The 25249-nt window shown below is 74.0% G+C and carries 23 protein-coding genes; 15 read left to right on the forward strand and 8 right to left on the reverse strand.

Features of this window, described 5'->3' with window-relative positions; all coding sequences use genetic code 11:
* Window positions 1-222: 222 nt before the first annotated feature.
* Window positions 223-1212, forward strand: a complete 990-nt coding sequence (locus HNR12_RS07945; protein ID WP_179766876.1) for a malate dehydrogenase — start codon at window positions 223-225, stop codon at window positions 1210-1212.
* Window positions 1213-1517: 305 nt separating this feature from the next.
* Window positions 1518-4040, forward strand: a complete 2523-nt coding sequence (locus HNR12_RS07950) for a DEAD/DEAH box helicase (RefSeq protein ID WP_179766877.1) — start codon at window positions 1518-1520, stop codon at window positions 4038-4040.
* Window positions 4041-4141: 101 nt separating this feature from the next.
* On the opposite strand, the gene HNR12_RS07955 is transcribed toward HNR12_RS07950, so the two are convergent.
* Together HNR12_RS07955 and HNR12_RS07960 are read right to left on the reverse strand one after the other, a co-directional pair.
* The gene (locus HNR12_RS07955; protein WP_218902414.1) at window positions 4142-4564 is read right to left on the reverse strand and encodes a dCMP deaminase; all 423 of its coding nucleotides are present in this window, start codon (window positions 4562-4564) and stop codon (window positions 4142-4144) included.
* Window positions 4565-4707: 143 nt separating this feature from the next.
* Window positions 4708-5664, reverse strand: coding sequence for a RibD family protein (locus tag HNR12_RS07960; RefSeq protein WP_179766879.1), 957 nt, complete (start codon window positions 5662-5664; stop codon window positions 4708-4710).
* A 253-nt stretch (window positions 5665-5917) separates the two neighbouring features.
* On the opposite strand from HNR12_RS07960, the gene HNR12_RS07965 reads away from it, so the two are divergent.
* Window positions 5918-6823, forward strand: coding sequence for a transposase (locus HNR12_RS07965; RefSeq protein WP_179765538.1), 906 nt, complete (start codon window positions 5918-5920; stop codon window positions 6821-6823).
* Between the two features lie 513 nt (window positions 6824-7336).
* On the opposite strand, the gene HNR12_RS07970 is transcribed toward HNR12_RS07965, so the two are convergent.
* From HNR12_RS07970 to HNR12_RS07995, 6 genes are all read right to left on the reverse strand, one after another.
* The gene (locus HNR12_RS07970) at window positions 7337-8797 is read right to left on the reverse strand and encodes a benzaldehyde dehydrogenase (protein WP_179766880.1); all 1461 of its coding nucleotides are present in this window, start codon (window positions 8795-8797) and stop codon (window positions 7337-7339) included.
* A 45-nt stretch (window positions 8798-8842) separates the two neighbouring features.
* Window positions 8843-9631 (reverse strand): ABC transporter ATP-binding protein, encoded by a 789-nt coding sequence (locus tag HNR12_RS07975; RefSeq protein WP_179766881.1) that lies wholly within the window; start codon window positions 9629-9631, stop codon window positions 8843-8845.
* Window positions 9632-9696: 65 nt separating this feature from the next.
* On the reverse strand, window positions 9697-10521 hold the full coding sequence (locus HNR12_RS07980) for an ABC transporter permease (protein ID WP_179766882.1): 825 nt from the start codon (window positions 10519-10521) through the stop codon (window positions 9697-9699).
* Window positions 10518-11366: an ABC transporter permease gene (locus tag HNR12_RS07985; RefSeq protein WP_179766883.1), complete on the reverse strand. Its 849-nt coding sequence runs from the start codon at window positions 11364-11366 to the stop codon at window positions 10518-10520. Before HNR12_RS07985 ends, HNR12_RS07980 begins: the two co-directional genes overlap by 4 nt.
* On the reverse strand, window positions 11363-12310 hold the full coding sequence (locus HNR12_RS07990; RefSeq protein ID WP_338119742.1) for an ABC transporter substrate-binding protein: 948 nt from the start codon (window positions 12308-12310) through the stop codon (window positions 11363-11365). The genes HNR12_RS07985 and HNR12_RS07990 overlap by 4 nt, the downstream gene beginning before the upstream one ends.
* A gap of 95 nt (window positions 12311-12405) precedes the next feature.
* On the reverse strand, window positions 12406-13536 hold the full coding sequence (locus HNR12_RS07995; RefSeq protein ID WP_179766885.1) for a 5-methyltetrahydropteroyltriglutamate--homocysteine S-methyltransferase: 1131 nt from the start codon (window positions 13534-13536) through the stop codon (window positions 12406-12408).
* 475 nt (window positions 13537-14011) lie between these two features.
* Between HNR12_RS07995 and HNR12_RS08000 the strand changes: the two genes are divergently transcribed.
* From HNR12_RS08000 to HNR12_RS08055, 12 genes are all read left to right on the forward strand, one after another.
* Entirely contained in the window at window positions 14012-14821 is an 810-nt protein-coding gene (locus HNR12_RS08000; protein WP_179766886.1) for an IclR family transcriptional regulator, read from the forward strand.
* 113 nt (window positions 14822-14934) lie between these two features.
* Window positions 14935-15759, forward strand: a complete 825-nt coding sequence (locus HNR12_RS08005; protein WP_179766887.1) for a CoA transferase subunit A — start codon at window positions 14935-14937, stop codon at window positions 15757-15759.
* A gap of 1 nt (window position 15760) precedes the next feature.
* Complete coding sequence (locus tag HNR12_RS08010) at window positions 15761-16519, forward strand: CoA-transferase subunit beta (RefSeq protein WP_179766888.1); 759 nt, start codon at window positions 15761-15763, stop codon at window positions 16517-16519.
* A 109-nt stretch (window positions 16520-16628) separates the two neighbouring features.
* Complete coding sequence (locus tag HNR12_RS08015) at window positions 16629-17804, forward strand: thiolase family protein (protein ID WP_179766889.1); 1176 nt, start codon at window positions 16629-16631, stop codon at window positions 17802-17804.
* A gap of 41 nt (window positions 17805-17845) precedes the next feature.
* A complete protein-coding gene (gene pcaH, locus HNR12_RS08020) occupies window positions 17846-18583 on the forward strand; it encodes a protocatechuate 3,4-dioxygenase subunit beta (protein WP_179766890.1) in 738 nt (245 codons plus the stop codon).
* A complete protein-coding gene (gene pcaG, locus HNR12_RS08025) occupies window positions 18583-19146 on the forward strand; it encodes a protocatechuate 3,4-dioxygenase subunit alpha (protein WP_179766891.1) in 564 nt (187 codons plus the stop codon). The genes pcaH and pcaG overlap by 1 nt, the downstream gene beginning before the upstream one ends.
* Window positions 19147-19170: 24 nt before the next feature.
* Window positions 19171-20577: a 3-carboxy-cis,cis-muconate cycloisomerase gene (gene pcaB / locus HNR12_RS08030; RefSeq protein WP_308118393.1), complete on the forward strand. Its 1407-nt coding sequence runs from the start codon at window positions 19171-19173 to the stop codon at window positions 20575-20577.
* Window positions 20574-21392, forward strand: coding sequence for a 3-oxoadipate enol-lactonase (gene pcaD / locus HNR12_RS08035; protein WP_179766892.1), 819 nt, complete (start codon window positions 20574-20576; stop codon window positions 21390-21392). Before pcaB ends, pcaD begins: the two co-directional genes overlap by 4 nt.
* The gene (gene pcaC / locus HNR12_RS08040) at window positions 21389-21802 is read left to right on the forward strand and encodes a 4-carboxymuconolactone decarboxylase (RefSeq protein WP_179766893.1); all 414 of its coding nucleotides are present in this window, start codon (window positions 21389-21391) and stop codon (window positions 21800-21802) included. Before pcaD ends, pcaC begins: the two co-directional genes overlap by 4 nt.
* Before the next feature lie 95 nt (window positions 21803-21897).
* A complete protein-coding gene (locus tag HNR12_RS08045) occupies window positions 21898-23076 on the forward strand; it encodes a 4-hydroxybenzoate 3-monooxygenase (protein ID WP_179766894.1) in 1179 nt (392 codons plus the stop codon).
* 255 nt (window positions 23077-23331) lie between these two features.
* The gene (locus tag HNR12_RS08050) at window positions 23332-24240 is read left to right on the forward strand and encodes a TetR family transcriptional regulator C-terminal domain-containing protein (RefSeq protein WP_179766895.1); all 909 of its coding nucleotides are present in this window, start codon (window positions 23332-23334) and stop codon (window positions 24238-24240) included.
* Window positions 24237-25136 carry a BKACE family enzyme gene (locus HNR12_RS08055; protein WP_179766896.1) on the forward strand — a complete coding sequence of 300 codons (900 nt, stop codon included), beginning with the start codon at window positions 24237-24239 and terminating at the stop codon, window positions 25134-25136. The genes HNR12_RS08050 and HNR12_RS08055 overlap by 4 nt, the downstream gene beginning before the upstream one ends.
* Window positions 25137-25249: the final 113 nt, after the last annotated feature.

Consider the following 25249-nt stretch of genomic DNA (forward strand, 5'->3'; position numbering starts at 1 on the left):
CGGGCCCGGGCGGCGGCGGGCGGCCTGCGCCCCGCCGCCCCGGGCGGCGGGCATTCTGGCGGGTCCGCCGCGCCCGGCCGGGACGGCGCGGCTAGGGTTGGGGGTCGCGGCGCCGGTCACCTGCGCCTGCGGGGGCGCGCCATCCTCGGGGTGGTCCGGGATGGGCGCGGGGCGGGGCGATAGCATCGCGGGTCGCACAAACGTCACCAGGAGAAGAAGGTCATGGCCCAAGTACCTGTCAACGTCACCGTCACCGGCGCGGCCGGGCAGATCGGCTACGCGCTGCTGTTCCGCATCGCCTCGGGTCAGCTGCTTGGCCCCGACACGCCCGTCAAGCTGCGGCTGCTGGAGATCCCGCAGGCCGTGAAGGCCGCCGAGGGCACCGCGATGGAGCTGGACGACTGCGCGTTCCCGCTGCTCAAGGGGATCGACATCTTCGACGACGCGCGCCAGGCGTTCGACGGGGTCAACATCGCGCTGCTGGTGGGCGCCCGCCCCCGCACCAAGGGCATGGAGCGCGGCGACCTGCTGGAGGCCAACGGCGGCATCTTCAAGCCGCAGGGCGAGGCCATCAACGCCGGTGCCGCCGACGACGTGCGGGTGCTCGTGGTGGGCAACCCGGCCAACACCAACGCCCTCATCGCCCAGGCGCACGCGCCCGACGTTCCCGCCGAGCGCTTCACGGCCATGACGCGCCTGGACCACAACCGCGCCCTCACCCAGCTCGCCAAGAAGCTCGGCGTGGACGTCACCGAGATCAAGAAGATGACCATCTGGGGCAACCACTCGGCCACCCAGTACCCCGACATCTTCCACGCCGAGGTCAACGGCACCACCGGCGCCAAGGCCGTCAACGACGAGGCGTGGGTGCGCGACGAGTTCATCCCGACCGTCGCCAAGCGCGGCGCCGCGATCATCGAGGCGCGCGGCGCGTCCTCGGCCGCCTCGGCCGCCAACGCCGCGATCGACCACGTTTACGACTGGGTCAACGGCACCCCCGAGGGCGACTGGACCTCGGCGGCCATCCCCTCCGACGGCTCCTACGGCGTGCCCGAGGGCCTCATCTCCTCCTTCCCGGTCGTCTCGCGCGGCGGGCGCTGGGAGATCGTGCCGGACCTGGAGATCGACGCCTTCTCGCGCGAGCGCATCGACGCCTCGGTCCAGGAGCTCAGCGAGGAGCGCGAGGCGGTCCGCAAGCTCGGCCTGCTCTAGCGGCTCCCGCCTCCGACGAGGTCCGCCCCCGCGGGTCCCGCTCCGGCGGGACCCGGCTGGGCGGAACCCGGTCCTGCCCGGCCGTCTCCCCGTCCCTTCGGCGGCGCGCCGCCTGGACGAGGTGACGCCGCCCTCCACCTGCCAGGCGGTCTACAACGCCTACGCCGTCGACGAGGCAGGGCGGTCATGAGGAGGGGTGGGGGCAGGGTCCTGGGGGCGGAACCGCGGCCGGAGCGGGCGCCGCCGCGTCCCGGGCGGAGGGGCCTGTGGACGAATGGACCGGGGAGTCGCCGGGAGCAGGCAGTATGGAATGCGTGAGTCTCATTGATCGTCTTCCCGCCCACCCCGAACCCGATTCCCTGTACGAGGCGTTCGCCTCGTGGGCCGAGGACCGCGGGCTCACGCTCTACCCCCACCAGGAGGAAGCCCTCATCGAGGTCGTCTCGGGGTCCAACGTCATCCTGAGCACCCCCACCGGCTCGGGCAAGAGCCTGGTGGCCGCCGGCGCCCTGTTCGCCGCCCTGGGCCGCGATGAGTGCGCGTTCTACACCGCGCCGATCAAGGCCCTGGTCTCGGAGAAGTTCTTCGAGCTGTGCGCCGTCTTCGGCCACGACAACGTCGGCATGATGACCGGCGACGCCAGCGTCAACGCCGACGCCCCCATCGTCTGCTGCACCGCCGAGGTCCTGGCCAACATCGCGCTGCGCGACGGCGCCGACGCCGACATCGGCACCGTGGTCATGGACGAGTTCCACTTCTACGGCGACCCCGACCGCGGCTGGGCCTGGCAGGTGCCGCTGCTCGAACTCCCCCACGTGCAGTTCCTGTTGATGTCGGCCACCCTCGGCGACGTCACCCGGTTCGAGGACGACCTCACCCGCCGCACCGGCCGCGCCACCAGCGTCGTCTCCTCGGCCGAACGCCCGGTCCCGCTGTACTACTCCTACCGCACCACCCCGCTGCACGAGACCCTTGAGGAGCTGCTGGAGACCCGCGAGGCCCCGGTCTACATCGTGCACTTCACCCAGGCGCAGGCGGTCGAGCGCGCGCAGTCGCTCACCAGCATCAACATGTGCTCCCGGGCCGAGAAGGACGCCATCGCCGCCGAGATCGGCCGGTTCCGGTTCACCACCCGCTTCGGCCGCAACCTGTCGCGCTACGTCCGCCACGGCATCGGTGTCCACCACGCGGGCATGCTGCCCAAATACCGCCGCCTGGTCGAACGCCTGGCCCAGCGCGGCCTGCTCAAGGTCATCTGCGGCACCGACACCCTGGGCGTGGGCGTCAACGTCCCCATCCGCACGGTGCTGTTCACCGCGCTGAGCAAGTACGACGGCTCGCGGGTGCGGCGCCTGGGCGCGCGCGAGTTCCACCAGATCGCCGGCCGCGCCGGGCGTGCCGGGTTCGACACCGTCGGCAACGTGGTGGCCCAGGCGCCCGAGCACGTCATCGAGAACGAGAAGGCGCTGGCCAAGGCCGGCGACGACCCCAAGAAGCGGCGCAAGGTCGTGCGCAAGAAGGCGCCCGAGGGCTTCGTCAGCTGGGACCAGAGCACCTTCGAGAAGCTGATCGCCGCCGAACCCGAACCCCTGAAGTCGCGGTTCCGGGTCAGCAACGCCATGCTGCTGAGCGTCATCGCCCGCCCCGGCGACTGCTTCGCGGGCATGCGCCACCTGCTCACCGACAACCACGACGACCGCGCCACCCAGCGCCGGCACATCCGCGAGGCGATCGCCATCTACCGGTCGCTGATCGACGGCGGAATCGTGGAGCGGCTGCCCGAACCCGACTCCAACGGCCGCATCGCCCGCCTCACCGTCGACCTCCAGCCCGACTTCGCGCTGAACCAGCCGCTGTCCACCTTCGCGCTGGCGGCCCTGGAACTCCTCGACCCCGCCTCGCCCACCTACGCGCTGGACGTCCTCACGGTGGTCGAGTCCACCCTGGACGACCCCCGCCAGATCCTGGCCGCGCAGCTCAACAAGGCCCGTGGCGAGGCCGTGGCGCAGATGAAGGCCGACGGCATCGAGTACGACGAGCGCATGGAGCGGCTGGAGGAGATCGACTACCCCAAGCCGCTGGAGGACCTGCTCGACCACGCCTACGAGGTCTACCGGCGCGGCCACCCGTGGGTCGGCGACCACCCGCTGCGGCCCAAGTCGGTGGCGCGCGACCTCTACGAGCGGGCCATGACCTTCTCCGACTACGTCGGCTTCTACGAGCTCGCGCGGTCCGAGGGCCTGGTGCTGCGCTACCTGGCCGGCGCCTACAAGGCGGTCAGCCAGACCGTGCCCGAGGACGCCAAGACCGAGGAGCTGCGCGACCTCATCGAGTGGCTGGGCGAACTCGTCCGCCAGGTCGACTCCAGCCTGCTCGACGAGTGGGAGGAGCTGACCAACCCCAGCGCCGCCCGCACGGGAGAGGGCGACACCGCCGAGGCCGAGGAGCGCGTCAAGCCGGTCACCGCCAACCAGCGGGCCTTCCGGGTGCTGGTGCGCAACGCCCTGTTCCGCCGGGTCGAACTCGCGGCGCTGGGCCGCTACGCCGAACTGGGCGCGCTGGACGCCGAGGACGGCTGGGACGCCGAGGCGTGGGAGGAGGCCATGGACGCCTACTTCGCCGAGCACGACGACCTCGGTATCGGCCCCGACGCCCGCGGCCCGGCCATGCTGCAGATCACCGAGAACCCCGGTGTGTGGGAGGTCCGCCAGGTCTTCGACGACCCTGCCGGGCACCGCGACTGGGGCATCACCGCCGAGGTCGACCTCGCGGCCTCCGACGAGGCGGGGTACGCGGTGGTGCGCGTGGTCGACGTCAACCGGATGTAGGGCGCGCGGGCCGCGCGGAGGCGCCGCCGCCGCAGGTGGGGCGGACCGACCGCGGCAGCCGCGGGCGGCGGAGCGCGGGCGCTCCGCTCCCTCGGCCCGGCTCAGCGCAGCAGGTGCTCGTTCACCTCGCGCACGCGGTGGGCGAGGTCCGGGACCTCCACCACGGTGCGGCCCGCCAGGCGGAGCTCCTCCGCGCCCTCGCCGTTCACGAAGATCTCGGGCTCGCGCCAGGCGAACACCACGCGGCTGATGCGCGTGTCCAGGATGAGCCGGGTGCAGGAGCGCACCCGCGAGGCGCGCCGGGTGCAGGGCTCCAGCGAACTGTAGACGGTGGCGCCCACCAGCCGGGGGTCGCCGGGGTCCACGGCGCGCAGCGCAGCCTCCTCGGCGTGGTCGTGGGGGTCGTCGCGGCGGGAGTACCCGTCGGTCACGACCGCGCCTCGGACGTCCACGACGATCGCGCCGACCGAGAACGCCGTCTGCGAGGGAGGGCACTTCCACGACAGCGCGATGGCGCGCTCCAGCCACTCGCGGTCGGCGGCGGTGGCCTCGGCGCCGGTGCCCGGGACCGGCGCCGGTGCGGGGCCGGGAGGCGGGCTTGGGGGCGCGGCCGGGGACGGAGGCGGGGAGGGGGACGGCTCCGACCGGTGTGGGGGTCTGGGCCGGTTCACCGGTCTCTCCCGGTGGGGGTGGTGAAGGCGGGCGCCGCGGCATCGGGGGCGGGCGCGGAGTCGGAGGCGGACGCGGAAGCGGCGGGCGCGGAGTCGGACGCGGAAGCGGCGTTCGGCGCGGAACCGGGCTCAGCGGGGGACGCGGTTCGCGGGACGTAGCGCAGCACGACCATGTCGCCGAGGGCGCGGGCCTCGGCGAGCCGCATGGGGTGGCGGGGGTCGTTGGCGAAGTCGCCCGCGCCGACGAAGCGCGGGGCGCCGGGGTCGCCCACGAAGAACGGCGCGATGGCCACGCGGATCTCGTCGGCCAGCCCGGCGGTGAGGAACCGCGTGTGCACCCCGGTGCCGCCCTCCACCAGGAGGCGCCTGACACCGCGTTCGGCGAGGTCGGCCAGGATTCCGGCGAGGTCGCAGTCCGGCCCCGCGTCCACCACGACCACGTCCGCGTCCGCGGCACCGGGCCGGTCCGCCGGGGGCGGCAGAGGGGCCGGGTGCACTGAGGACGCCGGGTGGTCCGGCCGCGCCGGATCGGCCCCGCCGGGGGCGCGGGGGGTGTCGCCGGGAGCCCGCGCGGCGGCGAACCGGCGGGCGGTGTCGGCGTGCGCTGCGCTGCCCACGTAGACCAGCTTGGCCGCGTCGCCGGTGGTGAAGACCCGCGCCGCGGGGTCCAGACCGCCCCGCTCGCTGAGGACCACCTTGACGATGTCGCCGGTCTTGCCCTGCGCCAACCGCTCCTCACGCCGCCGCGCCGACCGGACCAGCAGCCGGGGGTTGTCGCTGCGGACGGTCCCCGCACCCACCAGGATCGCGTCGCACTCCGCGCGAAGCGCGTCGATCTCGTCGAAGTCGGCCTCCGAGGACAGCCGCAGCCGTTCCGGGCTGGTGTCATCGATGTAGCCGTCGAGCGACATCGCACAGCTCAGAATGGTGTGGGGCAGCGATCGGTCGGGCATGCCGCCAGCCTAGCGGCCGGCGCCGGGAGCGACCGGACCCGCTCGTCCGCGCTCCCCGCCGAACGGCCGGCGCCGCGGAAGGGCGAGAAGCCGCCGGGGACGGGAACACGGTCAACGCCAAGCCCGGCGGAGGGCCACCGTGGCGACGAGGCACCGAGGCGGCCGGGGTCCAGGAGCGCAGTCGGGGCTAGATCGTTGATGGGGGTTTTCTGAATCTCCTGCGGACATGGCGAAGGGCGTCGAGGATCGGTGTGTGACGACCAACCTTGACGCCCTTCTGACCGCACTCTACGTCCACCTGGACGACCACGTCCTGCCTTCGCGCGAACAACCCGTCAAACGCGGCCCCAACCGGCTTCTCACCGACGCCGAACTCGTCTGCGTCGCGGTGGCCCAGGTCCTGCTGCGCCATGACTCCGAACGTCACTGGATGCGCGCTGCCCCCGCCCGTATCGGCCACCTCTTCCCCCGCTTGCCCGGCCAGTCCGAGTACAACCGCCACCTGCGCGATCTGGGACCGGCCCTGCTCACAGCAGCGAGGTGGCTGGCCCGGGCCGTGCCCACCTGGTGGGAGCGCCTGCGGCTGATGGACGGCACCCCGGTGCGCTGCGGCGCCTCCCGCGTCACCGTCAACCGCTCCGGCCTGGGTGAGATCGCCGGGTACGGGATGGACAAGTCCCACCACGCCTTCTACTGGGGCGCCAAGCTCATGCTCATCACCACCGCTGAGGGGGCCGTCACCGCCTTCTCCCTGGCCCACCCCAAGGAGCTGGACGAACGCAAGCAGGCCCTGCACCTGCTCCACGTCCACGACTGCGCCCCCGGCCCAGGGCCAGTGCCGATCGTATGTGACAAGGGCTTCGCCGGAGCCGGCATCGAGACCGCCGCGGAGGAGGTGGGCCATCTGCTCATCCGCCCGGTCCGCCAGGACGAGCCCGAACCCGAGGTGAAGGTGTTCCCCTCCCGGCTGCGCCAGCGGATCGAGGCCGTCATCTGGACGCTGAAGAACCAGCTCGGCCTGGAGCGCCACGCCGCCCGCACCACCGAGGGCCTGTGGGCGCGCACCTGCCAGCGGGTGTGCGCGCTCAACGCCGCGATCTGGCACAACTGGCTGATCGGGGCCCCGGTCAAGCGGTCATTGATCGCTTACGACCACTGACCAGGGCACCAATTCCCCATCAACGATCTAGGCGGGGCCGACGCCTTGGGCCCGGACGGAGCACCGACGCCGGCCAGGGTGCTTCCGTCTCACCAGGTGCGAGATGCGGGGCCGCGCGCCCCATTCGCCCGTTTCGCGCACCGGCGAGCCTCGCGCGTCGCGTGGGCGGCCAACGCCGGGCGGCCCCGGCGACCGCGCGCCCCGAGTCCTCGCCGCCCCGTCGCCACCTCACCCACCCGCCCGGCGGCCCGGAAGGCGCTTGCCCCTACCCCGGACCGCCTCGGCGCCCCCGTCGCCCACCCCACCCACCACTCCCGAACCGATCACCGCGCACCTCCACCCTCCGCCGCCGTCGCCGCCCCGGCCCTCACCCACCGCCTTGCCGCCGCCCCATCCCCGACTGACGGCGGTCACGGCGCCCGGCACCCGAGCAAGGGAACAAACGGCAAGGCGGCCCACCGGAGTGGACCGCCGCCTTTCCGTCGGCGATTCGCCGTACCCGGCCGCGCGCCGCTAGAACGGGTACCGCTTGATCTCGCTCTGCATTGTCACCCACTGCGTCTCGGTGAACGCCTCCAGGTTGGCGCGGGTGCCGCCGAAGCGGGCGCCGGTGCCCGACGCGCCCACGCCGCCGAAGGGGGCCACGGCCTCGTCGTCGACCGTCTGGTCGTTGATGTGCACGATCCCGCTGGGGATCCGGTCCGCCAGCTCCATCCCCCGCATGGGGTTGCCGGTGAGGATGCCCAGGGACAGCCCGTAGTCGCTGGCGGCCGCGATCTCCGCCGCCTCGTCCAGGGTCGAGAACCGGATGACCGGCGCAACCGGCCCGAAGACCTCCTCCGAGTAGGCCGGGGTCTCGGGCGTCACCCGGTCCAGCACCGTGGGCCGGTAGAACTGCGCGTCGTAGGTGCCCCCGGCGCGCAGCTCCGCCCCCGCCTCCACGCTGCGGGTGACGAGGTCGTGGATGCGGTCGCGCTGGCCGATGTCGATGATCGGACCCAGCGCCGTGCCCTCCTGCTCGGGGTCGCCCACGGTGAGGGCCTCGGCCTTGGCCGCCAGGCGCTCCACGTAGGCGTCGGCCAGCGACTCGTGCACGATGTGCCGACCGGTGGTCATGCAGATCTGCCCCTGGTGCAGGAACGACCCCCACGCGCCCACCGACGCCGCGCGCTCGACGTCGGCGTCCTCCAGCACGATGAGCGGGGAGTTGCCGCCCAGCTCCAGATGCGCCCGCTTGAGGTGGCGGCCGGCGGCCTCGCCGACCTTGCGGCCCGCCGCCGTGGAGCCGGTGAAGGAGACGACCCGCACGTGCCGGTCGGCCACCAGCGCCTCCCCCGCCTCGGCGCCGCCGGGGAGCATCTGCAGCAGCCCCTCGGGCAGGCCGGCCTCGCGGAAGACCTCCGCGATCACCGCGCCGCCCGAGACCGCCGTGCGGGGGTCGGGCTTGAGCAGCACCGCGTTGCCCAGGGCCAGCGCGGGCGCCACCGAGCGCATGCCCAGGATCAGCGGGAAGTTGAACGGCGCGATGACCCCGACCACGCCCGCCGGCACCCGCCGGGCCAGGCTGAGCCGGGGCTGGGCGCTGCGCAGCACCTCGCCGGTGGGCTGGGAGGCGAGGGCGGCGCACTCGTAGGACTCGGTCACGGCGAGGTGGACCTCGAACCCGGCCTTGCCGCGCGCCGAGCCGGCCTCGCGCATCAGCCATTCGGCGATCTCGTCGGCCTCCTCCTCGAACTTCGCGCCCGCCCGGCGCAGCACGGCGGCCCGCTCCTCGAACGACGCCGCCGCCCAGTGCCGCTGGGCCTCGGCCGCGTTCTCGGCGGCCTCGGCGACGTCGGCGGCGTTGGCCACGCCGATCCGGCCCAGTTCCGAGCCGGTGGTGGGCGAGACGACCGGCGCGTCGCCGCCCTTGGCGGGGCGCCAGGCGCCGGTGAAGACGTTGCCGCGCCACTCGCGGTCGTTGAGAAGGGTCATGTGCTGCTCCCGGGCGGTTGGGCGGGGCGCGCGGCGCGCCCCGAGTCAGTCGGCGGTGGCCGCGGCCTGCGGGCGAGCGGCGTTGCGGATCTCGGCGTAGATGTGCGAGCGCAGCTCGGCGAACCGGTGCTCAGCGCGGGTGCCGATCTGGTCGCGCTCGTCGGGCAGGTCCACGGCGACGTCGTCCTGGATCACCGTGGGCGAGGACGACATCACCAGCACCCGCTGGCCCAGGTACACCGCCTCGTCGATGTCGTGGGTGACGAACAGGACGGTCATGTTGAACCGCTTCCACAGCGCCCGGATCAGGTCCTCCAGGTCGGCGCGGGTCTGGGCGTCCACGGCGGCGAACGGCTCGTCCATGAGCAGCACGCGCGGCTCGTAGGCGATGGCGCGCGCGATGGCCACGCGCTGCTGCATGCCGCCGGAGAGCTGCCAGGGGTAGGCGCCGGCGAACTTGGTGAGCCCCACCGCCTCCAGCGCCTCGTCGGACAGCTCGCGGCGGCGCGCCGGCGCGAGCCGCTTCTCCTTCAGCGGCAGCTCGACGTTGTCGCGCACGCTCAGCCACGGGAACAGGCTGCGGCCGTACTCCTGGAACACCACGGCCATGTCCGGCGGCGGCCCGGCCACCGGCGTGCCGGCCAGCGTCACGGTGCCGGAGGTGGGCTGCATGAGCCCGGCCACGCACTTGAGCAGGGTGGTCTTGCCGCAGCCGGAGGGCCCGACCAGGCAGGCCAGCTCGCCGTCGCCGAGTTTGAAGGTGAGGTCGCGCAGGGCCTCGACGGAGCCGTGCTGGCCTGGGTAGATCTTCTTCAGTCCGGAGACGTCGAGCATGGGTGCCTTCTCGTGCGGGGCGGTGGATCGGGTCGGGGAAGGCGCCGGGGACGCGGCCATGGCGCTCACTCCCCCTTGGCCGCGGCGCGCACGCCGTGGTACCAGTTCAGGACGCGCCGCTCGACCAGGCCGAACAGCAGCGCCAGCAGGAACCCGAGGAGGCCGAGCAGCACGATGCCGCTCCACATCTCGGGGATGGCGAAGCCGCGCTGGAACTGGATGATGCTGTAGCCCAGGCCGCTGGAGCTGGCGAACATCTCGCTGATGACCATGAGGATGATCGCGATGGACAGCCCCTGGCGCAGCCCGGCCATGATCTGCGGGCTGGCCGAGCGCAGCACCAGCGTGGTCAGCCAGCGCCGGCCGCGGACGCCGTAGCAGCGGCAGGTGTCGACGAGCACGGGGTCGACGGCGCGCACGCCCTCGATGGTGTTGAGCAGGATGGGCCAGACCGCGCCGGAGACGATGACGGCGAGCTTCATCGAGGTGTTGACACCGACGAGCAGCATCAGCAGCGGCACCAGCACGGGCGGCGGGATGGCCCGGAAGAACTCCAGGACCGGCTCGACCACCGCCCGCAGGCGCGGCGAGAGCCCGAGGACGATCCCCAGCCCGACCCCGAGCACGCCGGCCAGGGCGAACCCGCCCAGCAGCCGCGCCACGCTGGGCAGCACGTCCTCGAAGAAGCGCTCGGAGAACCACAGCTCGGCGAACGTGGCCGCGATCTCGCCGGGTGTGGGCAGGTAGTACAGCCCCGAGGTGACGCTGGCGACCCACCACACCGCGATGAGCACGGCGGGCAGCAGGACGACCTCAAGGACGCGCAGGCCGGCGCGCAGGAGGCCGCCGCCCGCCGTGGCCCCCGCGGGGCGGGTGGTTGGGGCGCTCACGCGTTCTCCTCTCCGCGGACCGAGACGTGCCAGCGCAGCGCGCGCCGCTCCAGGGCGCGCAGGCCGACGTTGACGGCGACACCCAGGGCGCCGGTGGCGATGATCAGCGCGTAGACCAGGGCGGTGGCGCCGCTGGCCTGGGCGACGGCGATCTGCTCGCCGAGCCCGGGGGTGCCGATGATGAGCTGGCCGGTGACGGCGAGGATCAGCGCGACGGAGGCGCCCAGCCGCAGCCCGGTCATCAGGTAGGGCAGCGCCGAGGGCCAGGCCACGTAGCGCAGCCGCGCGAACCGGCCCAGCCCGTAGGAGCGCGCGGTCTGCTCGGCCACGGGGTCGATGTCGCCGACCCCGTAGAGCACCTGGATGTAGATCTGCCAGAAGGCGGCGTAGATGACCAGCATCAGTGTGGACGCCAGGTCGGTGCCGTAGAGCAGGATGGCCAGCGGGATCAGCGCCACCGAGGGGATGGGCCGCAAGAACTCCACCGTGGAGGAGGTGAACCGGCGCAGCGCCGGCACCGCGCCCACGACGAACCCGAGGACGACCGCGGCGGCGAACGCGATGGCCAGGCCCAGGCCCCAGGCGATGAGGGTGTCCAGCACCGCGATCCAGAACTCGGGCAGCAGGACCCGCTCGCCCAGGGTGGCCAGGACCTCGGTGGCGGGCGGCAGGAACCGGCCGGGGATGATGCCCAGGCGGGGCACGGCCTCCCACAGCAGCAGGAAGGCCGCGACGCCCGCGGCGCCCAGCAGGAGGCGGTTGGGGGCCCGCTTGGGGGCGGGGGGCCCGCCCTCCGCCGCGGCGGCGGCGGAAGGACGGGCCGGATCGGCGATGTCGGTGCTCATCGGTACAGTTCGTCCAGGTCGGGCTTGTCCTCAAGGACACCGTCGTGCACCATCAGGTCGGCCACGGCCTGGGTCGACTCCCGGTTGAGGTCGGTCGGCCAGGTCGGCAGCACGATCTCCTGCGCCACCGACTCCTCGATCTCGGTGTACTCGCCGAGGATCCGGCGCACCTCGTCGGGGTTGTCGTTGGCGTAGGCCAGCGACTCCTCCATGGCGGCGGTGAAGTTGTCCACCAGTTCGGGGTCCTCCTGGATGACCTGCTCGGTGGTGAAGTAGTAGGCCACCGACAGCGACTCGTGGGCGTCCACGAAGTTCGAGGCGATCTCGGTGGCGCCGCCGGCCTTGGCCGACGTCAGGAACGGCTCGACCACCCAGGCGGCGTCGACGTCGCCCCGCTCGAGCGCGGCGGGCATCTCCGGGAACGGCAGCTCGACGAACTCGATGGTGTCGGAGTCGCCGCCGGCCTGGCGCACCGTGTTGCGCACGGTGGTGTCGCCGATGTTCTCCAGGTTGTTCACCGCGATGGTGGCGTCCTCCAGGTCCCGCGGCTCGGCGATGTCGCTGCCCTCGGGGACCACGACGCCGCCGAAGTCGTTGCCCTCCTCGCCGGTGCTGGTGACGCCGTTGGCGACGATCCGCACGGGCAGGTCCTGCTCCTGGGCGACCAGCAGGGAGGTGGTGTTGCCGAAGGCGAAGTCGAACTCGCCGCTGACGACGCTGGGCACGGCCTGGGCGCCGCCCGTGGTGTTCTCGATCGTCAACTCGATGCCGTGCTTTTCGAAGATGCCCTGGTCCACACCGAGGTGCAGGGGCGCGACGTCGACGATCGGGATGGCGCCGACGGTGATGCTTTGCGGCCCGTCGCCGTCGCCACCGCCTTCACCGCCCCCGCCGCAGGCGGCGGTGGCGAGCAGTGTGACCGTGGCGGCCACGGGGAGGATCATCCGGCGCATGGTGGTTCTCCAGTGGTGAGTGGGGGTGAGGGGGTAGGTGGGAATAGCGGGTCGGGGATGCCCCGCGGGGTGAGCGGGGATGCGGGTCAACCCCACACCTCGGCCGCGGTCTCGACGATCAGCCGCAGCTTCGCGAACTGCTCGTCGTGGCTGAGCCGGTTGCCCTCCAGCGTGCTGGAGAAACCGCACTGCGGCGCGAGGCAGAGCTGCTCCAGCGGGACGTACCTGCTCGCCTCGTCGATGCGGCGCTTGAGGTCGTCCTTGCTTTCCAGGTCGCCACGCTTGGTGGTGACCAGGCCCAAAACGACCTGCTTGCCGGGCGGGACGAAGCGCAGTGGTGCGAACCCGCCGGACCGGGCGTCGTCGAACTCCAGGAAGAACCCGTCGACGCCGAGGGTGCCGAAGAGTTCCTCGGCGACGAAATCGTAGCCGCCTTCGGCCACCCAGGACGAGCGGAAGTTCCCGCGGCACAGGTGGGTGGTGACCCGCATGCCCTCGGGCCGTCCGGCCAGTGCCGCGTTGATCTGCGCGATGTAGCGTTTGTGCAGGTCGGTGCCGTTGTCACCGCGCTCCTGGATCATCGCGCGCTGGCGCGGGTCGTTGAGGTAGGCCAGGCTGGTGTCGTCCAGTTGCAGGTAGGTGCAGCCCAGGTCGCCCAGGCGGCGGATCTGCTCGGCGTAGGCCGCCGACAGGTCGCTCCAGAACTCCTCAAGGTCGGGGTAGACCGAGCGGTCGATCGCGGCCTGTCCGCCCCGGTAGTGGACCATGCTGGGCGAGGGGATGGTCAGCTTGGGCGTGGCCGTGGTGACCGTGTCCCGCAGGAAGGAGAACGCGTCGGCGAAGATCGTGTGCTCCAGCCCGATCCGGCCGGTCACCTGGAGGGCGGCGGGGGTGAAGCTGATGTCGCCCTGCTCGTTGTGGAACGTGACCTGAATCTCGTCCTGGGCGCGGGAGATTCCGCCAAGCTGGTAGATGAAGTCCATGTGCCAGGAGGCGCGGCGGAACTCCCCGTCGGTGGCCGAGGCCAGGCCGATCTCCTCCTGGGCGCGGACCGCCTCGCGTACGGCGGAGTCCTCGGCGGCGCGCAGCTCGTCGTCGCCGATCAGGCCCTGGGCGTGGCGGTCGCGGGCCTCCCGCAGGGCGGCGGGGCGCAGAAGGCTGCCGACGTGGTCGGCGCGGAACGGCGGGGTCTGCCGCCGGAGCGCGGGCTGGGTCATGGTCTCCCCGGGTCTTCTCTTCGTCCTGGTCCCGCCGCGCGCACCGGCTTCGGCGCGTCCGGCCGCCGCGGGTCGGATGGCGGGCGGCCGGCGCGGACCCCGGCCGCGGCCGTGCGGCCCGGCACCGCCGAGGCGCGCCAGGCGGCGGCCGCCCGGCCCGGCGGCGCGGTGCCGCGGGCGGTCGGGCGGGCGCACACGCGGGCGGCGCGCCTACCGCGAACCCGTGTACGAAGTACGAACGAGCGTTCTTTGAGCGAACTTAGGTGACCGCGATCACCGGCGTCAACCCCCCGCGCCCGGCAATGTCCGCCGGTCCTGGTACGGATTGACACCACCGCAGCCCTGTGCGGTATGAGAACATCGCCCCGAGGACCGGCGGCGGAGGGCGCACCCCCGCCGCCCGCGCGGCGCCCCCGCCGCGCCGGCGCGCGCACCGCGCCGCGTCCGCCACCCGCGCACCGCATGTGGGGAGACCATGAGCACGGACCCGACCGCCGTCCAGCCCAAGCCCGAGCACTTCGTGCAGTCGCTGGAGCGCGGCCTCGCCGTCATCCGGGCGTTCACCGCCCAGCAGCCGTCCATGACCCTCAGCGACGTCGCCCGGGTGACGGGCCTGACCCGGGCCGCCGCCCGGAGGTTCCTGCTCACCCTGACCGACATGGGCTACGTGCGCACCGACGGCCGGATGTTCGCGCTGACCCCCAGGGTGCTGGAACTGGGTTACGCCTACCTGTCCTCGGCCGGACTTCCCGAGGTCGCCCAGCCGCACCTGGAGCGGCTGGCCGCCGAACTGCGGGAGTCGTCGTCGGTCTCGGTGCTCGACGGCGACGACGTCGTCTACGTGGCGCGCGTGCCCACCTCGCGCATCATGCACGTGGCCATCAGCGTGGGCACCCGCTTCCCCGCCTACGCCACCTCGATGGGCCGGGTGCTGCTGGCCGGCCTGCCCGAGAACGAGATCGACGCCTACCTGCGGCGGGTGGAGATGCGCCGGCTCACCGCCTTCACGCTGACCACGCCGGCGCGGCTGCGCGCCGAACTGGAGCGGGTGGCCGCCCAGGGCTGGGCGCTGGTGGACCAGGAGTTGGAGGAGGGCCTGCGCTCGGTGGCGGCGCCCATCCGCGACCGCGACGGGCGGGTCGTGGCCTCGGTGAACGTCTCGGCGCACGCCAGCCGGTCCTCGGTGGAGGACATCCGGCGCGACCTGCTGCCGCCGCTGCTGGCCACGGCCTCGCGCATCGAGGCCGACCTCGACATCGCGCGGCGGGCCTCCGGGCTGGGCTGAGGCGCGGCACCGCCCCCGCGCCGGGTTCGGGACTCTTGACCCTCGGGTCGGGCGTCGGCAATGATGTGCGAATTGAGAACACGCATTCGCCATCCGAACAGTTTGGACCGCTCATGATCGTGCCGTTGGACGAGGGGGTCCGCGAACTCGTCCACGACGGGGACACGGTCGCGCTGGAGGGATTCACCCACCTGATCCCCGTGGCCGCCGGCCACGAGATCATCCGGCAGGGCCGGCGCGACCTCACCCTGGTCCGGATGACCCCCGACGTGGTCTACGACCAGCTCATCGGCGCCGGCTGCGCCGCCCGGCTGGTGTTCTCCTGGGGCGGCAACCCCGGCGTCGGCTCGCTGCACCGCTTCCGCGACGCCATCCAGAACGGCTGGCCGCGCCCGCTGGAGATCGAGGAGCACAGCCACGCCGGCATGGCCAACCGCTACGTCGCGGGGGCCTCGGGCGTGCCGTTCGCGGTGCTGCGCGGCTACGCCGGCACCGACCTGGTCGAACAGACCCCCACTATCAAGACCGTCGAGTGCCCCTTCACCGGCGAGCGGCTGGCCGCCGTGCCCGCGCTCAACCCCGACGTCACCGTCATCCACGCCCAGCGCGCCGACCGCGCCGGGAACGTGCAGCTGTGGGGCATCACCGGCATCCAGAAGGAGGCCGTGCTGGCCGCGCGCCGCTCCCTTGTCACCGTCGAGGAGGTCGTGGACCGGCTGGATCCGGTGCCCGGCGAGGTGGTCCTGCCCTCCCGGGTGGTCACCGCGGTCGCGGTGGTGCCCGGCGGCGCCCGCCCCTCCTACGCCCACGGCTACTACGCCCGCGACAACGGCGCCTACCAGGCGTGGGACGCCGTCAGCCGGGACCGCGACGCGTTCGCCCGGTGGCTGACCGACGAGATCGGCGCGCAGGCACCGCTGCCCGGAAAGGCAGGATGACATGACGACCGGGTACACCTCCGACGAGATCATGACGGTCGCCGCCGCCCGCGCCCTCACCTCCGAGACCGCCTGCTTCGTGGGGATCGGCCTGCCCAGCACCGCCGCCAACCTGGCCGTGCGCACCCACGCGCCCGGCCTGTGGATGATCTACGAGTCCGGCACCCTGGGCACCCGGCCCGACACGCTGCCGCTGTCCATCGGCGACGGCGTGCTCGCCGAGACCGCCGACACCGTGGTGTCGGTCCCCGAGGTCTTCAACTACTGGCTGCAGCCCGGCCGGATCGACGTCGGGTTTCTCGGCGCCGCCCAGATCGACCGCTACGCCAACATCAACACCACCGTCATCGGCGACTACGCCGACCCCGCGGTGCGGCTGCCCGGCGCCGGCGGCGCCCCCGAGATCGCCGCCTCCTGCCGCGAGGTCGTCGTGATCGTCCGGCAGAGCCGGCGGACCTTCGTCGAGAAGATCGACTTCGTGACCTCGGTGGGCCACGGCTCGGGCCCCGGCGACCGCGAGCGGCTGGGCCTGCGCGGCGCCGGCCCCACCCGCGTCATCACCGACCTGGGGGTGCTGCAGCCCGACCCCGCCACCCGCGAGCTGACCCTGGTCCAGGTCCACCCCGGGGTCACCGCTGAGGACGCCCGCGCCGCCACCGGCTGGGACCTGGCCGTGGCCCCCGACCTCGCCACCACCCCCGAGCCCACCTCCGAGGAGCTGGCGGTGCTGCGCTCGCTCACCGGCCGGGGCGGGGTGTAGAAGTGGCAGCGGCGCCGGCCGCGCCCGCCCGCACCGGCCGCCACCCACGGGGCCGCCCGCGCGAGCGCGCCGGGCGGCGCCCCACCACCGCACAGAGAAGGCAGTGGACATGACCGACGTATACGTCCTGGACGCGGTGCGCACGCCCTTCGGCAAGTACGGGGGCGCGCTGTCCGGAGTCCGCCCCGACGACCTCGCCGCCCACGCCGTGCGCGGGCTGGTGGACCGCTCCCCCGACCTCGACCCCGCCGCGATCGACGACGTGTACTTCGGCGACGCCAACGGCGCCGGCGAGGACAACCGCGACGTCGCCCGCATGGCCGCGCTGCTGGCCGGGCTGCCGACCTCGGTGCCCGGCGCCACCCTCAACCGGCTGTGCGGTTCGGGCCTGGAGGCGGTCATCGCCGCCAACCGCGCCGTGGCCGTGGGCGACGCCTCCCTGGTGGTGGCCGGCGGTGTGGAGTCGATGAGCCGCGCCCCCTGGGTGCTGCAGAAGCCGGCCAAGGGCTTCCCCTCCGGCCACGAGACCCTGCACTCCACCACGCTGGGCTGGCGCATGGTCAACCCGGCCATGCCCGCCGAGTGGACGGTGTCGCTGGGCGAGGCCACCGAGCAGCTGGCCGAGCTGCACGGCGTGGGGCGCGCCGAGCAGGACGCCTTCGCGCTGCGCTCGCACACCAACGCCGCCGCCGCCTGGGAGAAGGGCGTCTTCGACGCCGAGATCGTGCCCGTGGCGGGCGTGGAGCTGGACCGCGACGAGAGCATCCGCGCGACCTCGCTCGACAAGCTCGCCGGCCTCAAGCCGGCCTTCCGGCCCGACGGCACGGTCACCGCGGGCAACGCCTCGCCCCTCAACGACGGCGCGGCGGCGCTGCTGATCGGCGACGAGGCCGCGGCCCAGGCCACCGGCCGCGCCCCGCTGGCGCGCATCGTCAGCCGCGGGGTGGCCGCCGTGGAGCCGCACCGCTTCGGCATCGGGCCGGTCCAGGCCGCCGAGACCGCGCTGCGCCGCGCCGGGATCGGCTGGTCGGACCTGTCGGTGGTCGAGCTGAACGAGGCGTTCGCCGCCCAGGCGCTGGCCTGCCTGCGGCTGTGGCCCGAACTCGACCCCGAGATCGTCAACCCCAACGGCGGCGCGATCGCCATCGGGCACCCGCTGGGCGCCTCCGGCGCGCGCATCCTCGGCTCCCTGGCCCACGAGCTGCGCCGGCGCGGCGGCGGCTGGGGGCTGGCCGCGATCTGCATCGGTGTCGGCCAGGGCCTGGCCGTCGTCCTGCACGCCTGACCCCCACACCCACCCCTCAGACGGGAGGAGGCATCAACGCCATGAGCACCGCCCCCGACACCGGCCCGGCGCCGCTCGCCTACGCGCGCGACACCGGGGTGCACCCGCCGCTGGACTACCCCGGCTACCGCAGCACCGCGCTGCGCCACCCCAAGCGCGCCCTGCGCCTGCTGCCGCACCTGCTGACCGAGGTCACCGGCCCGCTGCTGGGCGAGGACCGCATCAGCGAGACCGACAACGACCTCACCCGCCAGCACGAGGGCGAGCCGCAGGGCCAGCGCATCATCGTGCACGGCCAGGTGCGCGACGGCGACGGCCGCCCCGTGCCCCACACCCTGGTGGAGATCTGGCAGGCCAACGCCGGCGGGCGCTACCGCCACACCGGCGACAACTGGCCCTGCCCGCTGGACCCCAACTTCACCGGCGTGGGCCGCACGCTCACCGACGACCAGGGCCGCTACCGGTTCACCACGATCCGGCCCGGCGCCTACCCCTGGCGCAACCACGACAACGCCTGGCGGCCCGCCCACATCCACTTCTCGCTGTTCGGGCGGGCCTTCACCCAGCGGCTGGTCACCCAGATGTACTTCCCGGGCGACCCGCTGTTCTTCCAGGACCCCATGTGGAACTCCATCCCCGACGAGAAGGCGCGCGAGCGGCTGGTGGCGCGGTTCGACTACGCCAACACCGCGCCGGAGTGGGCCCTGGCCTATGAGTGGGACATCGTGCTGCGCGGGCGCGAGGCCACCGTGTTCGAGGACGAGGTGGACGAGGACTGATGGCGCGCCACAAGACCACCCCCTCCCAGACCGTGGGCCCCTACCTGCACATCGGACTGCCCTGGCCCGACGGTCCGTTCGCCGTCGCCGAGGGCACGCCCGAGGGGGTCTGGATCCGCGGCGTCCTCTACGACGGCGCGGGCGCCCCGGTGCCCGACGGCCTGATCGAGACCTGGCAGGCCGACCCCGAGGGCCGGTTCAACCACCCCGACGACCCGCGCGGCGCGGTGGAGCGGCCCGGGTTCCGCGCGTTCGGACGCTGCCCGACCGACGCCAACGGCGAGTACGGGATCTTCACCCTCAAGCCCGGCCCCGTACCCGGTCCCGGGGGCCGCCTCCAGGCGCCGCACATCGACGTCTCGGTGTTCGCGCGGGGCATGCTCCACCGCACCGTGACCCGCGTCTACTTCCCCGAGGAGGCCGCGGCCAACGCCGCCGACCCGGTGCTGTCGAGCGTGCCCGAGCCCGAGCGCGCCACCCTGGTGGCGCGACCCGCCGAGGACGGCTACCGCTTCGACATCCGCCTCCAGGGAGAGGATGAGACGGTCTTCTTCGATGTGTGAGGCCACGGAAGCGGGGGTGGCGCGGTGACCGGCGCGGACGCGGCGGCGGGCGGCCTGTTCGGCGGGGTCTTCGCCGCCGGGCCGATCGCCCGGGAGACCGGCGACCGGGCGTGGCTGCGCGCCCTGCTGGACGCCGAGGCGGCGCTGGCGCGCGCCCACGCCCGCATCGGGCTGGTGGCGCCCGAGCACGCCGAGGCGATCACGGCCGCCTGCGACCCCGACCGGTTCGACACCGCCGCGCTGGGGGCCGCCGCCCCCGGCGCGGGCAACCCGGTGGTACCGCTGGTGGCCGAGCTGACCCGCATGGTCGGGGGCGAGGCCGCCCGGCACATCCACCAGGGCGCCACCAGCCAGGACATCATGGACACCGCCGCGATGCTGGTGGCCCGCCGCGCGGGCGCGGTCATCGCCGCCGACGCCGCCGCGGCCGCCGCGGCGCTGGCCGCCCTGGCCGAGGAGCACCGCGCCACGGTGATGGCCGGGCGCACCCTGCTCCAGCAGGCGCTGCCCACCACCTTCGGGCTGGTGGCGGCCACGTGGCTGGCGGGACTGGAGGAGGCGGCGGCGGCCCTGGAGCACGTCCTGGAGCACCGCGCCGCCGCCCAGCTCGGCGGCGCGGCCGGCACGCTGGCGTCGCTGGGCCGCGACGGCCTGGCCGCGGTGTCGGCGTTCGCCGCCGAGACCGGGCTGGCAGAACCCGGCCTGCCCTGGCACACCGAGCGCGGCCGGATCGCCGAACTCGCCGGCGCCCTGGCGCGGGTGTGCGGCGCGGTGGCCAAGCCGGCCGGCGACATCGCGCTGCTGGCCCAGACCGAGGTCGGCGAGGTGGTCGAGGCCGGCGGCCCCGGCACGGGCGGCTCCTCCACCCTGCCGCACAAGCGCAACCCCATCGCGGCCGTGCAGGCGGCGGCGTGCGCCCAGCGCGCCCCCGGTCTGGCCGCGACCCTGCTGGGCGCCCAGGCCCAGCAGCACCAGCGGGCCGCCGGGCCCTGGCACGCCGAGTGGCCGGCGCTCACCGACCTGCTGCGCACCACCGGCTCGGCGGTGGCGTGGCTGCGCACGTCGCTGGAGCGGCTGGAGGTCCGTTCCGAGGCGATGCGCGCCAACCTCGACGCCGCGGGCGGGTTCCCGCTGGCCGAGCGGGTCACCACCGACCTCGCCGGGGAGCTGGGCCGCGCCCAGGCCCACCGATTCGTCCAGGACGCCTGCGCCGAGGCGGTGGCCGCCGGCCGCGCGCTGGAGGAGGTGCTCACCGAGCGCCTGGCGGGCCGCCGCGGCCCGGAGCGCATCGCCGAACTGCTGGACCCGGCCGGCTACCTGGGGTCCGCCCGGCCGCTGGTCGACCGCGCGCTGGCGGCCCACCGCCGGCGCGCCGCCGCGCGGGCCCGGCGCACCGGCCACGATTCGCCGAGGAGGGATGGGAGAGCGTGAACACCGAGACCGTCGAGGTGCACCACGTGGCCGAGGGCCCGCCCGACGCACCGCTGGTGGTGCTGTCGGGTTCGCTGGGCAGCACGCTGGCGATGTGGGAGCCGCAGGCCGCGGCGCTGGCCGCGCGCTACCGGGTGGTGCGCTACGACACCCGGGGCCACGGCGGCTCGCCGGTGCCGCCCGGCCCCTACCGGCTGGCCGACCTCGGCGGCGACGTCCTGCGGCTGCTGGACCGCCTGGGCGCCGAGCGCGCCCACTTCGCCGGGGTGTCGCTGGGCGGCATGACCGGCATGTGGCTGGCCGCCCACGCCCCCGAGCGGATCGACCGGCTGGCGCTGGTGTGCACGTCGGCGCGGATGCGGCCGCAGGACTGGGCCGCGCGGGCGGCGACCGTTCGGGAGTCGGGCGTGGGCGCGATCGCCGATGCGGTCGTGGACCGCTGGATCACCCCCGGCTACGCCGAGCGCGAGCCCGGGACCGCGCGGTGGATGCGGGAGATGGTCGCGGCCACCCCCGCCGAGGGCTACGCCGGCTGCTGCGCCGCGATCGAGCACATGGACCTGCGCGGCGACCTGCCGCACATCACCGCGCCGACCCTGGTGGTGGGCGGCTCCGCCGACCCCGCCATGCCGCCCGAGCACGCGCGGGCGATCGCCGAGCGGATCCCCGGCGCGCACCTGCGCGCGCTGCCCGGCGCCCACCTGGCGAGCTGGGAGTGCGCGGCACAGCTCAACGACCTGCTGCTCGCCCACTTCGGCGGCGCCGCCCTGCCCGGCGCCGCCGGCGCGGGCGCCGAGACCGAGGAGGCACGATGACCGTGGGCGACGACACCGCCCGCCGGGCCGAGGGCATGGCCGTGCGCCGCGAGGTGCTGGGCGACGCCCACGTCGACCGCGCCGAGGCCGCAACGACCCCCTTCACCGAACCGTTCCAGGACCTGATCACCCGCTACGCCTGGGGCGAGATCTGGACCCGGCCGGGCCTGGACCGGCGCACCCGCAGCTGCATGGTGCTGACCGCGCTGACGGCCAAGGGCCACTGGGACGAGTTGGCCATGCACGTGCGCGCGGCCGTGCGCAACGGCCTGACCGCCGAGGAGATCGCCGAGGTGTTCCTCCAGGCGGCGGTCTACTGCGGCGTGCCCGCCGCCAACAAGGCGTTCGGGATCGCCCAGCGCGTCCTGTCCGAGGGCGCCCCCGCGCCGGCGGAGGGCACCGCCCGCTGAGCCTCCGGGGCCGCGCCGCGCGGCCCCGGCGTCGACCCCCACCCACTTCACCTCTGCAAGGGAGGCAAGCGGCGCCCGGCGCCGCGGACCCGGTTATGCGTACCCCCGTCGGCATTGTCGGAGCCGGCCCCGCCGGCCTGTTCCTCTCGCACCTGCTGCACCTGCACGGGATCGAGTCGGTCGTCCTGGAGCGGCGCGACCGCGCCTACTGCGAGCGCCGCCAGCGCGCCGGCGTCGTCGAGCACGGCGTGGCCGAGGCGCTGCGCGCCACCGGGCTGGGCGAGCGAATGGACCGCGAGGGGTTCGTGCACGAGGGCATCGAGCTGCGCTTCGACGGGCGCGGCCACCGCGTCGACTTCCCCGCGCTGACCGGCGGACGCAATGTGCTGATCTGGGCGCAGACCGAGATCGTCAAGGACCTCATCGCGCGCCGCCTGGCCGACGGCGGGCAGGTCCTGTTCGAGGCCGAGGCCACGGCGATCGAGGGCGCGGAGACCGAGCGGCCCCGGATCCGGTTCACCCACGGCGGCGCCGAGGAGGTACTGGAGTGCGACTACGTGGTGGCCTGCGACGGCTTCCACGGCATCGGCCGGGCCAGCCTGCCCGCCGCCGTGGTGCGGACCTTCGAGAAGGTCTACCCCTTCGCCTGGCTGGGGATCCTCGCCGATGTCGCGCCCTCCTGCGACGAACTGATCTACGCCCACAGCGACCGCGGGTTCGCGCTGCACAGCATGCGCTCGGAGACGGTCAGCCGGCTCTACCTCCAGGTCCCGGCCGGCACCGACCCCGCGGAGTGGTCCGACGACCGCATCTGGTCGGAGCTGGCCGCCCGGTTCGCGCTACGCGACGGCGGGTGGACGCTGGGCCAGGGGCCCATCACCGACAAGGGCATCACGCCGATGCGCAGCTTCGTGACCGAGCCGATGCGCCACGGGCGGCTGTTCCTGGCCGGCGACGCCGCGCACATCGTGCCGCCCACCGGCGCCAAGGGGCTCAACCTGGCGATGCGCGACGTGCTGCTGCTGGCCGAAGGGCTGCGCGCGTGGTTCGCCAAGGGCGACGCCGCCGGGCTGGACGCCTACTCGGCGACCGCGCTGCGGCGGGTGTGGCGGGCCGAGCACTTCTCCTACTGGATGACCACGCTGCTGCACCTGGACCCGGAGGGCTCGGAGTTCGACCGCCGGCTGCAGATCTCCCACCTGGAGCACATCGCCGCCTGCGAGCCGGCGGCCGCGGCGCTCGCGGAGAACTACACGGGTCTGCCCGCGGTCTGAGGCGGGCCAGGCGGGGCGGGGCGGCGCGGCCGCGCGGGCAGGGGGACCGGGGCCCGCGCGACCGCGCCGTCTGCTGTGCGCGCTGTCCGGGGCGCAGGCGGGCGCGGCGGGCGGCGGGGCGGCGCGTCGCGACAGGCCACCGCGTTGCGAGGTACCGCCGACGACTGATCATCGAGTCAGGCTCGTTGCGATAAGCCGTGTCAGAGCGCATGCGTCGTTGCGATTTTCGCCAGCGCCCTGGTACGGTCGCCAACCGTGAGCGCGACGAGCGGGGCGGGCGCCGCCCCCGACCCCCTTGCGGGCCTGCGGCAGCGGGTCCGCGAGCTGATCGTGCGCTCGGGGCGCTCCCAGCGGGAGTTCGCCGACCTCCTCGGCCTGGAGCCCTCCAAACTGTCGAAGTCGCTGAAGGGCACGCGGCGCCTGGCGGCCGATGAGCTGATCCGTATCGCCGAGGTCGCCGGGGTCACCGTCAACTGGCTGCTGCACGGCAGCGACGACGCGGCCACCGTCGTGGCCGTCCCGCCCAGGGACCGCTCCCCCGTGCCGGCCGCCGAGCGGGGTACCGAACGGGCCGCAGGGGCCGAGCGCCGCCGCCAGATCATCGAGGCCGCCCACCGCCTCATCGCGGTGCACGGCTACCACAGCGTGCGCACGGTCGACATCGCGCGCGCCTGCGGCACCTCCAGCGCCACCATCCACTACCACTTCCCCGCCCTGCGCGACCTGCTCGACGAGGCCCTGCGCTCGGCCGCCAAGCAGGCGTTCGACCGCCAGGTGGCGGTGCTGCACACGGTGCCCTGCGCGCGGACGCGGCTGTACCGGCTGATCGAGCTGCAGCTGCCCTACCCCGGGCTGCTGCGCCGGGAGTGGTCGATCTGGCTCCAGGTCTGGACGGAGTCCGCCCTCAACCCGCAGCTGCGCGACCTGCACGCGGCCCACTACCAGCGCTGGCACGACACCATCGCGCGCACCCTGCGCGAGGGGATCGAGGCGGGCCAGTTCCGCGAGTTCGACGTCGAGGCCATGACGATGCGGCTGACCGCGCTCATCGACGGCCTGGGCATCCAGGTCATGACCGGGCGGCCCGGCCGCACGGTCGAGGCCATGCGCGAGACCCTGCGCGAGTTCGTCGCCACCGCCATCGAAGGAGGCACCCAGCCGTGAACGAGACCATGAACACCGACGTCATCCTGACCGCGGCGCTGACCGGCGCGGGCGACACCGTCCGCAAGAGCGAGCACGTGCCGGTGACCCCCAAGCAGATCGCGGAGTCGGCGGTGGCCGCCGCCGAGGCCGGCGCCAGCGCGGTGCACATCCACGTCCGCGACCCCGAGACCGGCGCGCCCTCCCGCGACAACGCCCTCTACCGCGAGGTGGTGGAGCGCATCAAGGAGACCGGGGTGGACATCGTCATCAACCTGACGGCGGGCATGGGCGGGGACCTGGTCATCGGCCAGGACGACCCGCTGGCGTTCGGCGAGGGCACCGACCTGGTCAACGGCCTGGACCGGCTGCCGCACGTTGAGGAGCTGCTGCCCGACATCTGCACGCTGGACTGCGGCAGCCTCAACTTCGGCGACGGCAGCCTGGTCTACGTCTCCACCCCCGACATGCTGCGCGCGGGCGCAAAGCGCATCCAGGAGCTGGGGGTGCGCCCGGAGCTGGAGATCTTCGACACCGGGCAGCTGTGGTTCGCCAAGCAGATGTACGCCGAGGGGCTGATCGACGACCCGGCGCTGTTCCAGCTGTGCACCGGAATCCCCTACGGCGCCCCGGCCGACCCCGGCGTGCTGCAGTCGATGGTGCGGCTGCTGCCCGAGGGCGCGCAGTGGGCGAGCTTCGCGATCGGGCGCATGCAGATGCCGTGGGTGGCGCAGTCGATCCTGCTCGGCGGGCACGCCCGGGTCGGCCTGGAGGACAACCTGTACCTGAGCCGCGGGGTGAAGGCCACCAACGCCCAGCTCGTGGAGAAGGCGGTCGGGATCATCGAGTCCCTCGGCGCCCGCGTGGCCACGCCCGAGGAGACCCGCGCCAAGCTCAAGCTGCGCAGCGCCCGCTGACCCGCGCCGCGCAACCGCACGCCGCCGACACCCGGAGGGGGACCACCGTGACAACACCCGACCAGCAGCCCGCCCGTCCCGGACCCGGCGGCGCGCCCGCCACCGCGTCCGCC

It is taken from the genome of Streptomonospora nanhaiensis (genome assembly GCF_013410565.1).
In the GTDB taxonomy this organism is placed as follows: domain Bacteria; phylum Actinomycetota; class Actinomycetes; order Streptosporangiales; family Streptosporangiaceae; genus Streptomonospora; species Streptomonospora nanhaiensis.

Bases quoted from the DNA above. Each gene is read 5' to 3' on its own strand.
- HNR12_RS07945 (WP_179766876.1), top strand. From the start codon at position 223: ATGGCCCAAGTACCTGTCAACGTCACCGTCACCGGCGCGGCCGGGCAG.
- pcaC (WP_179766893.1), top strand. From the start codon at position 21,389: ATGACCGTGGGCGACGACACCGCCCGCCGGGCCGAGGGCATGGCCGTG.
- HNR12_RS07970 (WP_179766880.1), bottom strand. From the start codon at position 8,797: ATGACCCTTCTCAACGACCGCGAGTGGCGCGGCAACGTCTTCACCGGC.
- HNR12_RS08005 (WP_179766887.1), top strand. From the start codon at position 14,935: ATGATCGTGCCGTTGGACGAGGGGGTCCGCGAACTCGTCCACGACGGG.
- HNR12_RS08000 (WP_179766886.1), top strand. From the start codon at position 14,012: ATGAGCACGGACCCGACCGCCGTCCAGCCCAAGCCCGAGCACTTCGTG.
- HNR12_RS08015 (WP_179766889.1), top strand. From the start codon at position 16,629: ATGACCGACGTATACGTCCTGGACGCGGTGCGCACGCCCTTCGGCAAG.
- HNR12_RS07985 (WP_179766883.1), bottom strand. From the start codon at position 11,366: ATGAGCACCGACATCGCCGATCCGGCCCGTCCTTCCGCCGCCGCCGCG.
- pcaG (WP_179766891.1), top strand. From the start codon at position 18,583: ATGGCGCGCCACAAGACCACCCCCTCCCAGACCGTGGGCCCCTACCTG.
- HNR12_RS08045 (WP_179766894.1), top strand. From the start codon at position 21,898: ATGCGTACCCCCGTCGGCATTGTCGGAGCCGGCCCCGCCGGCCTGTTC.
- HNR12_RS07990 (WP_338119742.1), bottom strand. From the start codon at position 12,310: ATGATCCTCCCCGTGGCCGCCACGGTCACACTGCTCGCCACCGCCGCC.
- HNR12_RS08010 (WP_179766888.1), top strand. From the start codon at position 15,761: ATGACGACCGGGTACACCTCCGACGAGATCATGACGGTCGCCGCCGCC.
- HNR12_RS07960 (WP_179766879.1), bottom strand. From the start codon at position 5,664: ATGCCCGACCGATCGCTGCCCCACACCATTCTGAGCTGTGCGATGTCG.
- HNR12_RS07950 (WP_179766877.1), top strand. From the start codon at position 1,518: ATGGAATGCGTGAGTCTCATTGATCGTCTTCCCGCCCACCCCGAACCC.
- HNR12_RS07975 (WP_179766881.1), bottom strand. From the start codon at position 9,631: ATGCTCGACGTCTCCGGACTGAAGAAGATCTACCCAGGCCAGCACGGC.
- pcaH (WP_179766890.1), top strand. From the start codon at position 17,846: ATGAGCACCGCCCCCGACACCGGCCCGGCGCCGCTCGCCTACGCGCGC.
- HNR12_RS07995 (WP_179766885.1), bottom strand. From the start codon at position 13,536: ATGACCCAGCCCGCGCTCCGGCGGCAGACCCCGCCGTTCCGCGCCGAC.